Below are 13,036 nucleotides of genomic sequence, written 5' to 3'. Positions count from 1 at the left end.
ATGGCCGGAGGCCGAGTCTCGAGGGCTGAACGACGAGCCACACGGGCGCCGAAAACCCCGCCGGAGCGGAGCGGAGGCAAAAAACACAGCTACGATCACCCAGTGCCCGACGCCGCTACTGCTGTCTTGACAGACCCGATCCCCGCCGCTACTCCCGCGACGTCCAGTGACTTCCGCACCGCCCGTCTGATCGCCCTGATCGCCGGAATCCTGGGTGCGGTGTTCGCGTTGGCGACGCCGTTCCTGCCGGTGAACCAGACCACCTCCGAGGTGAACTGGCCGCAGCACGGGACGCTCGGCAGTGTCGAGGCGCCGCTGATGTCGCAGGTGCCGGTGGATCTGGAGGCGAGCATTCCGTGTGCGGCGGTGGCGAAGCTCGCGCCGGGCGCGATGGTGCTCAACACCGCCCCGGCGCAGGGGGATCGGGCCGCGCTGGAGGCGTTGTTCGTCCGGGTCACGCCGGACACGGTCGACGTGGTGAACCGCAATGCCATCGTGGCCTCGGCCAAACGCTCGGAGCTGCGCGGCTGCGGCGCGATCCACATCACTTCGGACATCACCCACACCTACGCCGCGTTCACCGGGCTGACCACGCAGATCGATCAGCCGGGGCCGGACGGTCGGACCACGAAGGTGACCGTCCCGGTCGAGGGCACCCAGGCGGGTGATCTGCGGCCGCAGGTGGTGGGCGTGTTCTCCGATCTGAAGGGCGCGGTTCCGGCCGGCCTGTCCTTCCACATGACGGTCGACTCCCGCTTCACCTCCACCCCGACGGTGACCAAACTGGCGGCCTCGATCGCGGCGCTGCTGTGCACGCTGATCGCGCTGGGCGCGCTGGCCCGGCTCGATTCCGGTGACGGGCGCGGCCATCGGCGCATCTTCCCCCGGCACTGGCTGAAGCCGACGTGGGCCGACGGCGCGGTGATCGGCGCACTGCTGGTGTGGCACTTCATCGGCGCGAACACCTCCGACGACGGCTACATCCTGACCATGGTGCGGGTGGCGCCGCACGCGGGCTATCTGGCCAACTATTTCCGCTGGTACGGGGTGCCCGAGGCGCCGTTCGGCTGGTACTACGACGTCATCCAGTGGTTCGCGCACATCTCCACCGCGAGCCCGTGGGTGCGCATCCCCGCGACGCTGTGCGCCATCGCCTGCTGGATGGTGATCAGCCGCGAGGTGGTGCCGCGCCTGGGCCGGGGCGTACGCAACTCACGGGTCGCGCTGTGGACCGGTGGTCTGGTCTTCCTGGCCTTCTGGCTCCCCTACGACAACGGCCTGCGCTCGGAACCCATTGTCGCCCTTGGTGTGCTGCTGACCTGGGTCTCCATCGAACGCGCCATCGCGACCGGCCGCCTGATGCCCGCCGCGATCGCGGTGCTGGCCGCCGCGTTCACCCTGGCCGCCGCGCCGACCGGCCTGAACTGTATCGCCGCCCTGCTCGCCGGTATCCGGCCGCTGGTGCGAATCGTGGTGCGCCGCAGGCGCGTTCTCGCCGAATCCGGCCGAAACCGTTGGGACCGTTCGTTCTTCGGTTCCACCCTGCCGCTGCTGGCCCCGATCGCCGCGGCCGGATTCCTGGTGCTGACCGTGGTCTACAGCGATCAGACCTTCGCCGGAATTCAGGAGGCCGACCGGCTGCGGCAGCAGACCGGACCGAATCTGGCCTGGTACGAGGACTATCTGCGGTACTACTACCTGTTCGTGAAGACCGTGGACGGTTCGGTCTCGCGCCGCTTCGCCTTCCTGGTGATGATCCTGTGCCTGATCACCACGATGCTGGTGCTGCTGCGCCGCCGCCGGGTGCCGGGTATCGCGAGCGCGCCGACCTGGCGGCTGCTGGGCGTGGTGTTCGGGACGATCTTCCTGATGATGTTCAACCCGACCAAGTGGACCCACCACTTCGGCGCGTACGCCGGTATCGCCGGATCGCTGGCGGCGGTGACCGCGGTGGCGGTCTCGGCGACGGCGCTGCGGTCACGCAAGAACCGCTCGATTTTCCTTGCGGCACTGCTGTTCACGCTGGCATTGTCGTTCTCGGGCATCAACGGCTACTGGTACGTGTCGAGTTACGGTGTGCCGTGGTTCGACAAAATGGTTGTGCTGCACAACATCAAGTCCAACACCGTGGTCCTGGTGCTGTTCGGCCTGGCGGTGATCCTGGTGGGCTGGCAGGCGCTGCGGGAGGGATACGCCAAACCGCCGGAGTCCTCGAAATCCGTGCGCGGCAAACGAATCCGCAAATTCGCCGCCATCCCGCTGACGGTGGTCGCGGCCGCGATGGTGCTGTTCGAGGTGCTCTCGCTGGCCAAGGGCGCGTACTCGCAGTATCCGGCGTTCTCGCTGGCCCGGTCGAACTTCGACGCGCTGCGCGGTAATTCCTGCGGCCTGGCCAATGACGTTCTGGTGGAATCGAATCCGAACGACGGCCGGTTGCAGCCGATCGCCGATCGGGCGAATCCCCCCGCGAAGGGCGATCCGCTCGCGGGCACGGATCCCTCCGGATTCACCCCCAACGGCGTGCCCGCGGATCTGAAAGCCGATGCGGTGGAGGTGAAACCGGGCACGGGCAACACCTCCAGCCAGTCGGTCGGCGCGAACTTCGCCGAGGGCCAGAACGCCGGAACCGGTGGCGGCTCGATCAAACATCCGGGCATCAACGGCAGTACCGTCGCCCTGCCGTTCGGGCTGGATCCGGCGAAGACCCCGATCATGGGCAGCTACCAGGAGGGTTTGCAGACCCCCGCGCATCTGACCTCGAGCTGGTATCAGCTGCCGCCGCGTTCGGCGCAGTCACCGCTGGTGGTGGTGACCGCGGCCGGGCGGATCCTGTCCTACGACCAGACCGGCGCGTTGCAGTACGGCCAGAATCTGGTGCTCGAATACGGTAAGCGCCAGGCCGACGGATCGGTTGTGTCGCAAGGCAATTACGTCCCGCGCGATGTCGGCCCCGCGCCGTCCTGGCGGAACCTGCGCATCCCGCTGGACAAGCTCTCCCCCGACGCCGACGCGGTGCGCATCGTCGCGGACCGCCGGGTGCTGATCGGCGATCAGTGGCTGGCCTTCACCCCGCCGCGGGTGCCGAAACTCCAGTCGCTCAACACTTTCCTGGGTTCGACGCAGCCGGTGCTCGAGGACTGGGCCGTCGGCCTGCAATTCCCCTGCCAGCAGCCGTTCCTGCACCGGTACGGCGTGGCCGACATGCCGAACTACCGCATCCTGCCGGACCGCCCCCTCGCGGTCAGCTCCACCGACACCTGGCAGGCCGAGGAGTTCGGCGGCCCGCTCGGCTTCACCCAGATGCTGGCGAATTCCACCACCATCCCCACCTATCTGAAGGACAACTGGGCCCGCGACTGGGGTTCCCTGGAGCGCTACGACCGCTACGTCCCCGACGCGACCCCGGCGACGGTCACCACCGGCACCGCGACCCGCTCGGGCCTCTGGTCACCCGGTCCCATGCGCAGCTACTGAGACGAAAAGGCAGGCGGCGCAATACTTCCCGCGCCGCCTGCCGTCCGTCGTGAAGGAACCTGAGCGAATCCTCGATGAGACGTCTATTCCAGACGCTCGCACCACTGGTAGACGGGCAGGTTGCCCTCGGGCGTGTCCTGGTGGCGCGGCGTCACCTTGAAACGCTCGTAGCCGCCGTGGAACTGCACGCGCAGTTCGATGCCGGGCGGGGTGATCGGGACGATGCGTTGCGGCAGGTCGGCGGGGCCGCCTTCCAGGACTGCCTTCGGTGCGATACCCATAGCTGAAGGCTCTCATATGCGGGAGGCGGACCGGTCGAATCCGGAAAAGACACTCCGTTCAGCTCTCGTTCAGTCCCCCGACAGTGCCCGTTCAGGCGCGCGCACGAAATTACAGACATTCCCAGCTCAGGTAGACTTCGGTCGATCCAGACGCGGCTCGGCCGCGCGGTGCCGATGGGAAGGCGTACAACTCCGTGCCGGTCGACGGACAGCCCGTGGTCATGCTCACCTTCGCCGGTCGCCAGGACCGCATGGAACTGTTGACCGATTATGTCCGAGAAGCGTTGCGCCGGGGCATCATCGACGAATGGCACGTGTGGAACTTCTCCCGCAACGAGCACGACGACAACTGGCTGAAATCCCGGTTTCCGGTGATCGGGCGCACACCGGATGATCTGATCTATTACCCCACGGTTCGCGTGGACACGAATCTCGACGACGCCCGGATATTCTCCGCCCGGGTACGCGCGGGCAGCGACGTCCATATCGGGATCGATCCCTGCTACCCGTCCGCGCCCGCCTATGAATTGATCATCGGCGGCTGGGCGAACACCCGCACCGCGCTCCGGCGCATCGACACCCCGGCGGAACTGTTCACCGATCGCGACGAAGAACCGCCGATCATCGCCCAGAAGGAAACTCCGGGCATATTGTCCGCGGTCCTGTTCCGCGATATCGAACTCCGCCTGGATTCCGCGGGCCTGACGCTGTCGATCGACGGCAATCCGGCATTCACGCACGAGATGGAAATGGTCCAGGGCAGATACGACATCCACGTGAAGACCGGTTACGGCGCCACGGGTGAATGGCGATTCCCGGACCGCGAGAACGGCGAAGGCGCCGGGGAGTACCTCTACCACACCGCCGGACGCTCGGAATCGGGCTGGTCCGAGGCGCTGATGAGTTACGCGGAACGCGCCGAGCACTACGCCGATACGGTATTCCTCAAATGCGATGACGACATCGTCTACATCCAATTGGACGAGCTGGCCGATTTCATCCGATTCCGGGCCCGCGCACGCGAATACTTCCTGGTCAGCGCGAATGTCGTGAACAATGGCGTGTGCGCCGATCTGCAACAGCGCCACGGCGCGGTGCCGCGGGATCTGATCCGGGTGAGCCCGTCCCCGGAGAACCATCACGAATACCTGTGGGCCAGCGCGACAATGGCGGCCGACCTGCACAATTACTTCCTGGACAATCGCGACCTGTTCGAGCGGATGCCCGCGGCCCCCGTCCGGTTCGGCGGCCGGATCAGCATCAACTTCGTCGCCTGGCTCGGCCGGGACATGTCCTTCATGTCCGCCGATATGCAGGACGACGAACACATGCTGTCGGTGCAGATACCGGGATATCTCGGCCGCCCGAATTGCATATACCCGAAACTGCTGGTCAGCCACCTGACATTCTTCCCGCAGGACGAAGGTTTCCCCTACGAGGCCATACTGGGCAGATATCGGAAACTCGCGGAACAACTGCACACCCATCCCCCGCACACCGTCGAGTCCGCCGCACCGGCGCGCACCTGGTCCCGCGAACTCGACGAACTCCGCAATTCCCTGCGCGAGGAGATCACCAGGGAACTACGCGATCATGTGACGGCCACCGCCAACGTGATGTTGCAGTCGATCGACGGCTACGAGCGACGCCACCGCCGCAACCTGGTATTCGCCGCGCAGGCCGTCGCGGCGTCGGACAGCGCCCGCCTGGCCACGGATCAGATGACGACCGGCCAGGTGTTCGACACCCCGCACAACACCCTGCGCTACGCGTTGTCACTGTGCGCGGGCGACGGTCTGGCCCTGGAATTCGGTGTGGCCACGGGTAATACGCTGCGGGTCATCGCCGAGAACCGCGACGGCGGGGTGTACGGCTTCGACTCGTTCCACGGCCTGCCCGAATCCTGGCGCACCGGTTTTCCCGAAGGCAGTTTCGCCACCGAGCGGTGGCCGGAGGTGGCCGGCGCGGAACTCGTCGTCGGCCTGTTCGCCGATGTGCTGCCGAAATTCCTGGTCGAACATCCCGGCCCGGTGGATTTCCTGCACATCGATTGCGATCTGTACAGCTCGGCGCGCACGGTGCTGGAATTGGTCGGGCCGCGACTGCACCCGGGCAGCGTCATCGTCTTCGACGAATACTTCAACTATCCGGGCTGGCAACACCACGAATACCGCGCCTGGCAGGAATACGTGGCCGCCACCCACACCGAATTCGTCTACGAGGGTTACACCGTCGACAACGAGCAGGTGGTGGTCCGGATAACCCACACACCCGGCGAGGACACCCCGCCGCAGGCGTGACCGGATGCGGCCGATGCCCGCTCTTCCGGACGGCCGAACGGGCATCGGAAAGCCAACGGGGACAACGGATTACAGCGGCAGCAGATGATGCTTGCGCGGGTTGCGGACCAGCCGCTTCTCGCGCAGCAACCGCATCGCCCGGCGAATCTCCAGCCGAGTCGAGGACGGCTCGATGACCGCGTCGACGTAACCGCGCTCGGCCGCCACCCACGGCGTCGCGACGGTCGCGTTGTAGAAGTCGATCATCTGCTTGCGGATACCCTCGCGCTGCACCTCCGGCGCGGCCGCGATCTGCCGTCCACCGATCAGGCTGACCGCGCTCTCCGCGCCCATGACCGCGATCCGGGCCGTCGGCCAGGCCAGATTGATGTCCGCGCCGAGCTGCTTGGACCCCATCGCCGCGTACCCGCCGCCGTAGGACTTGCGGATCACCACGGTCACCTTCGGCACCGTGGCCTCCACGAACGCGAACAGCAACCGGCCGCCGCGCTTGATGACGCCGATCTTCTCCTGCTCCACACCGGGCATGAACCCGGGCGTATCCACGACGTACACCAGCGGAATGTCGTACGCGTCGCACATACGCACGAAATGCGACGCCTTGTCCGAGGCCCGCGCGTCCAGCGAACCCGCGTACACCATCGGCTGATTCGCCACCACACCCACCGCATGCCCGTCCACGCGGGCGAATCCGGTGATGATGTTCTTCGCCGCCGCGGCGCCGACCTCGTGGAAATCCCCGTCGTCGAAGATCCGCAGCAGGATGTCGTGCATGTCGTAGCCGGCGTTGTCCGAATCCGGCACGATCGTGTTCAGTTCCACATCGGTGTCGGTGACCTCGGGTTCCAGGCCCGGATTGATCACCGGCGGCACGTCCTGGCAGCTGGACGGCATGAAACTCAGATAGTGCCGCACCCAGTCGAACGCCGCCTGCTCGTCCTTGGCGATGTGGTGCACGTTGCCGTACTCGGCCTGGCTGTACGCGCCGCCGAGCTCCTCGAGGCTGATGTCCTCACCGGTCACCTCGCGCAGCACCTTGGGCCCGGTGACGAACATGTGCGCACTCTCGGTGGCGACCACGACGTCGGTGTTGATCGGCTGGTACACCGCGCCACCGGCGCAGTTGCCCAGGATGATCGAGATCTGCGGGACCATGCCCGAGAGCGGTTCGGTGAGCAGCGCGAGGTTCGCGTACCAGGCCAGCGAGACCACGGCCTCCTGCACGCGCGCGCCGCCCGAATCCTGGATGCCGATGATCGGGCAGCCGACCTTGGCCGCGTACTGCATGACCATGCCGACCTTGCGGCCGAACATCTCGCCGACCGACCCGCCGTACACGGTCTGATCGTGCGAGAACAACGCGACCGGACGTCCCTCGACCTTGCCGTGCCCGACCACGACACCGTCGCCGTACAGCGAATCCTTGACGTTCGGGTTGCGCATCAGCGCGCCGATCTCGACGAAGGTGCCGGGATCGAGGAACATCTCTATCCGCTCGCGGGCGGACGGAATCCCCTTCTTGGCGCGCTTGGCCACACCGGCTTCGCCCGCCGGTTCCTGGGCAAGTTCGAGCTTCTTGCGCAGATCGGCAAGCTTCTCCGCCGTGGTGTTCACTGGGCTCCCTTCGCAATTTCCGCGAGTTTCAGGGTGAGGTCTGCCCCGATCGTTGCGATACGTGGTTCGTCGATGATCTGGAGATGATCGCCCGGGATGTGGATGATTTCCAGATTCGGGATGAAATCGTCCCAGCCGCCGTTGGGGAGACGGTCGGCGTAGCGGGGTTCGATCTCGATGATGCCGTCGTGGTAGCGATCGGCGAGGTAGAGCACGGTTTCCCCGTCGTAGTGCGACGGGCGGGTCTTCTCGAGGTCCCGGCCGTCCAGCCACGAGGTGCGCTGATGTTCGATGACGCCGCCGGGAATCTTGACGTCCGCGAACTTCATCAGCTCGATGATGATCTGGTACTGCTCCTCGTCGGTGGCCTGGGCCAGCTCGTCGAGCATGTCGTCGTCCAGTTCACCCTTGATGCCGTAGGTCTTCTGCGCGAATTCCTGGAAACGCTCGACCCGCGCGCGCCGCCCCTTCGGGCTGTTGTCCTCGGCCTCAACGGGAATCGCGAGATCGATCAGGCCGACCATGCGCACGTCGTCACCGGCCGCCCGCATCACCTGGCCGACACCGAGCGCGAACACCGCGCCCAGCGACCAGCCGTAGAGCACGTACGGGCCGTCCGGGTGCAGGGTGCGGATCTTGTCCGCGTACTCCTTGGACCGATCCTCGATCGACCCCTCGATGCGCTCGAACCCGTACATCGGGGTGTCCTCGGGCAACCGCTTGAGCAGCGGCTCGTACACCAGGGTGTTACCGCCCGACGGGTGGAATACGAAGACGGGCAACGCATCCGAGCCCTCGACGGGTGCGCGCAGGGTGCGCACGTAACCGTCGACGTCGTCGGCCTGATGCGCACGCACGATGTTCGCGAGCTGTTCGATGGTCTCGCTACCGCGCACATCCGCGACGGTGACCTCCGAACCGACCCGCTCGGTGAGCCGCTCCGCCAGCTTTCGCGCGGTCGAGTCGTCCAGTTCCGGCAGGGCGTCGAAGATGCCGCCCGCGGACTTGCCGACGATGGTCGCCCAGGTGGCGTAGGCCAGACGTTCGGCGGCGTCACGCGGGGGGATGTTCGCCTCGGCGGCCTTGGCGATATCCGCCGGAGTCGAATCCGATTCCGCAGCAGCGGAATTCGCGTCGGACTTCGCCTCCGTGACAACGGCTTTCGCGTCACCGCCGGACTCCGCTTCCTCGACAGCGACTTTCGCGTTGTCGGCCGAATCCTGTTCCACAGCAGCGGATTTCGCCGCCTGATCGGATTCGGTTGCGGCGGCGGACTTCTCGGCCTCGGCGGCCTTGGCCTTCAGCAGCTCGGCCGGATCCTGTCCGGACTCCACCGCCGCACGGGCCGCGGCGACGAACTCGTCGTCCACCGCGAGCGTGCCGCCCTCGGCGGCCTGCTTCTCGGCCATGGCGACCATCTCGTCCCGATGCTCGATCGCGTAGTGCAGCACCTTGCCGACCTCGTTGAGGCTGGCATCGCGCACCGCCGCGATCTGCAACTGCGGAATGTCGAATTCGTATTCGACCCGGTTCTTGATCCGCATCGCCATCAGCGAATCCAGACCCAGCTCCATCAGCGGGATCTCCATCGGCAGATCCTCCACGGCGTAACCCATGGATTCGGAGACGATGATCGCGAGGCGCTCCTCGACGGTCTCACTGCTGGCCGGATCCCAGCGCTCACCGAACTCGGCGAGCGCGACCGGGCCGTCGGCGGCGGTAACAGCCGGTGCCGCAACGGTTTCCGCGACAGCGGGCGCGGCGACAGCCGGAGCACCCGCGGCCGACGAGGTGACGACCGCCTCGAACAACAACCGGAAAGCGTTGTCCTGCTTGGCATGCACCTGCACCGACGCACCACCGGGATGCGGGGTCAGCGTGGTGGTCAACGTCCCCGAGGCGGGTACCGGCGAATGTGCCAGTGCCGCACCGACAACCACGTCGGCGAGCACCTGCGACGCGGCGGCGGCGACCAGTTCGGGCAGTCCGGCCACGGCCGCGGCCTGCACCTCCCAGGCGTGCCGACCGTCGGGCATCGCGACGTGCGCACCCGGCGCCCGGCCGCTGCCCGAACCCGTGGCCAGGCTCACCTTGGGCCAATGTTCCTTGCGCAGGAAGGCGGTTCGCGGCACGTCGGCGTAGTCACCGGCACCCACCAGCGAGAACAGATCGACCCGATGCCCCTGCACGTACAGCTGGGCGAGCGCGGAGATGATGCCCGCGGCCTCGTCCTCCTTGCGCTTGAGCGTCGGGATCAACGCGGCATTGTGCACACCGGCGGCGAACGTGGTGCCCAGCACCTGCATCAGCGCGATGGAATTCGGCGCGAGCTCGAGGAAGGTGGTGATCCCCGCGTCCACGGCCTGGCGCACCGCATTGGTGAAGTACACCGAGTGCCGCATATTGGTCACCCAGTAGTCGACGTCGTGCACCGGATCCGAACCCGCGCGGTACACCACACTCTTGTGCACGGTCGAATACAGATCGACGGTCGGCTTGGTCGGCTCGATACCCGCCAGCTCCGCGGCCAACTCACCCAGCAGCGGATCCATCTGCGAGGTGTGCCCCGCGCCGCGGGTTTGCAGCACCCGGGCGAACTTGCCCGCCGCCTCGACCCGCGCGACGATCGCGTGCACCTGCTCCGGCGGCCCGCCGATCACGGTGTTGGTCGGCGCGGCGTACACCGCGACCTCGATGTCCGGGAATTCCGGCAACAGCGCCTCGATATCCTCGGCGCTGTACTCCAGCAGCGCCATATTGCGGATATCGGAGTCGGGCAACATCTCGTCGCCCTCCTTCATCAGCCGCGACCGCGCGCAGATCACCCGCACCGCGTCCTCGAGCGGCATACCGCCGGACAGATACGATCCGGCCGCCTCGCCCTGCGAATGTCCGACGATGGCCGACGGCTCGGCCCCGTGCGCCTTCAGCAGCGCGGCGATACCCAACTGGATGGCGAACACGCCGACCTGCGAGGTGCCGATGTCCCAGTCCTGCGCGTCGTCGAGCATCATCTCGCGCACCGAGTATCCGGCCTCGTCCTGCACCAGTTCGTCGACCTCGTCGATGGTGCGGGCGAAGATCGAATTCTCCAGGTACAGCTGCTTACCCATCTTGCGGTGGTGCGAGCCGAAGCCCGACAGCACCCACATCGCGCCCTTCGCGGCGGGCGCGTCGGCGGTGAACACGCCCTGGCCCGGCTTACCGGTGGCGAGGGCGCGCAGTCCGGCGATCGCCTCCTCGCGGGTGGTCGCCACGACCACGCCGCGCGAACGTCCGTGATTGCGCTTGGCCAGCGACCGCGCCACATCCGCGAGCGGAACATCCTGTCCCGCTTCGGATTCCAGCCAGTCGGCGAGCTGCTGCGCGGCATGGCGGCGACGCGAGGGCAGATAGGCCGAGACCGGCAGGATCACCGGCAACGGGTCGGTACGCTCCGAAGTCCATTCCGGCGCATCGGATTCGGCGTTCTCGTCGGTCCGGTCCAGGATGGCCTCGGCGTCGGCGACGATATCGGTGGTCTCGTCGTCCAGATCCGTTGCGGCACTTGCCTCCGGGGCCTCCGACACGGCGGGGGCGGGCACGTACTCCTGGATCACGACATGCGCGTTGGTACCGCCGAAACCGAAACCGGACACACCGATGGTGGCGGTGCCGCTGTAGCGGGGGAACTCGGTGGGCGCGTCGACGACCTCGAGGTGCGCCTCGTCGAAGTCGATGTACGGGTTCGGGCCCGCGAACCGGATATTCGGCGGAATCACGTTGTGCCGCAACGACATCACGACCTTGGCCAAACTCGCCGCACCCGCGCCGGACTCCAGGTGACCGAAGTTGGTCTTGGCCGAACCCAGCAGCGCGGGCTTGTCCTCGTCGCGGCCGCGACCCACGATGCGACCCAGCGCGGACGCCTCGATCGGATCGCCGATCAGGGTGCCGGTGCCGTGCGCCTCGATGTAATCGACTGTGGAGGGCGCGATTCCGGCGTCCCGGTACGCGCGCCGCAGCACATCGGCCTGCGCCTCCGGGTTCGGCGCGAGCAGGCCGTTGGACCGGCCGTCGTTGTTGATCGCGGTGCCCTTGATGACGGCGTGGATGGTGTCACCGTCGCGTTCGGCGTCCGCGAGCCGCTTGAGCACCACCAGGCCCGCGCCATCGGAGCGGATCATGCCGTCCGCGTCGGCGGAGAACGCCTTGATGTGCCCGTCCTTTGCGAACGCGCCGATCGCGTCGAACCCCAGCGAACCGGCGGGCGCGAGCAGCATGTTCACCCCGCCCGCGAGCGCGAGATCCGCATCGCCCGAACGCAGGTCGCGCACGGCCTGGTGCACCGCGACCAGCGTCGAGGAGCAGGCGGTGTCGACCGTGACCGACGGGCCGCGGAAATCGTAGAAGTACGAGACGCGGTTGGAGATGATCGCCGAGGAGCTACCGGTGATCGCGTAGGCGTCGGCCGAGGCGGGCGCGTCCGGATCGGAATTGCCCGCACCCAGCACCGCGAGCAGCTGGAAGTCGTTGGTCGAACTGCCGACATAGATGCCGACCGACTCACCCTTGAGGTCGCTCGCGGGAATCCTGGCGTGCTCCAACGCTTCCCAGGTCAACTCGAGCATCAACCGCTGCTGCGGATCCACCCGCGCCGCCTCGACCGGCGACATCGCGAAGAACTCCACATCGAAGCCCTTGACGACGTCCTGGTCCAGATAACCGCCCTGGGTGTTGGCCGCCGCCACGGCCGCCGCGACCTCCGGATCGGCGGTGAACTCCGACCACCGGCCCGGCGGCAGCTCCCGGATGGCGTCGCCGCCGCTGATCAGGAACTCCCACGTCGACTCGGGGGTGTCGCCCGCACCCGGCAGTCGGGTGGACAGGCCCACGATCGCGATGTCGTGGGCCTCTCCCGGCCGGTATCCGGCGGTGTAGAAGGAATCGTCGGTGGTGTCCTCGGGAAGTTCGGGCTCCCCGTTGATGATTCGCTCCGCCAGCGAGGCGATCGTCGGATGCTGGTACACAATCGTCGCGTTCAGCAGCACGCCGGTCAGTTCCTCGACATCGCCGCCGAGTGCGATGGCATCACGCGAGGCCAGACCGAATTCCTCCATCGGCCGATCCACGGTGATGTTCTCGATCGGCTGGCCGGTCGCGTCGGCGACCCAGCGCTGCAACCACTCGCGCAGCTCGGCCACCGACATATCGGTGCCCGTGGGCTGCGCCTCGCCCGACTTCGCCACTGCCGCAGTCGATTCCGCGGTCTCGGCGGCGCCGTTCGCGGACTCCGCGGCGGCGGTATCGGCAGACTCCGCGTGTGCGGCGGCGGTCTCGGTCGTCTGGGTGCCCTCGTTGTCAGCCATCAATCCTCAAGCTACCTGT

The 13,036-nt window shown here is 67.0% G+C and carries 5 protein-coding genes; 2 read left to right on the top strand and 3 right to left on the bottom strand.

Annotated elements, in window-relative coordinates:
- Window positions 1–102: 102 nt before the first annotated feature.
- Entirely contained in the window at window positions 103–3,474 is a 3,372-nt protein-coding gene (locus NRB20_RS27215) for an arabinosyltransferase domain-containing protein (protein WP_406603880.1), read from the top strand.
- An 83-nt stretch (window positions 3,475–3,557) separates the two neighbouring features.
- Here the strand turns inward: NRB20_RS27215 and NRB20_RS27210 are convergent, their stop codons facing one another.
- Complete coding sequence (locus tag NRB20_RS27210) at window positions 3,558–3,755, bottom strand: DUF5988 family protein (protein WP_153413961.1); 198 nt, start codon at window positions 3,753–3,755, stop codon at window positions 3,558–3,560.
- Window positions 3,756–3,949: 194 nt separating this feature from the next.
- Here NRB20_RS27210 and NRB20_RS27205 point away from each other — a divergent pair, with 194 nt between their 5' ends.
- On the top strand, window positions 3,950–6,055 hold the full coding sequence (locus tag NRB20_RS27205; protein WP_153413960.1) for a class I SAM-dependent methyltransferase: 2,106 nt from the start codon (window positions 3,950–3,952) through the stop codon (window positions 6,053–6,055).
- Window positions 6,056–6,124: 69 nt separating this feature from the next.
- On the opposite strand, the gene NRB20_RS27200 is transcribed toward NRB20_RS27205, so the two are convergent.
- Both NRB20_RS27200 and pks13 read right to left on the bottom strand, forming a co-directional pair.
- Window positions 6,125–7,669, bottom strand: a complete 1,545-nt coding sequence (locus tag NRB20_RS27200; protein ID WP_319945465.1) for an acyl-CoA carboxylase subunit beta — start codon at window positions 7,667–7,669, stop codon at window positions 6,125–6,127.
- Window positions 7,666–13,017 (bottom strand): polyketide synthase Pks13, encoded by a 5,352-nt coding sequence (gene pks13, locus NRB20_RS27195; RefSeq protein ID WP_153413958.1) that lies wholly within the window; start codon window positions 13,015–13,017, stop codon window positions 7,666–7,668. The genes NRB20_RS27200 and pks13 overlap by 4 nt, the downstream gene beginning before the upstream one ends.
- Between the last annotated feature and the right edge of the window lie 19 nt (window positions 13,018–13,036).

This window comes from Nocardia macrotermitis (assembly GCF_009604405.1).
Taxonomy (GTDB): Bacteria; Actinomycetota; Actinomycetes; order Mycobacteriales; family Mycobacteriaceae; genus Nocardia; species Nocardia macrotermitis.
Note: the sequence above shows the minus strand (reverse complement) of the source record. Positions and strands in the feature narration are given on the sequence as shown.

Bases quoted from the DNA above. Each gene is read 5' to 3' on its own strand.
- NRB20_RS27210 (WP_153413961.1), bottom strand. From the start codon at position 3,755: ATGGGTATCGCACCGAAGGCAGTCCTGGAAGGCGGCCCCGCCGACCTG.
- pks13 (WP_153413958.1), bottom strand. From the start codon at position 13,017: ATGGCTGACAACGAGGGCACCCAGACGACCGAGACCGCCGCCGCACAC.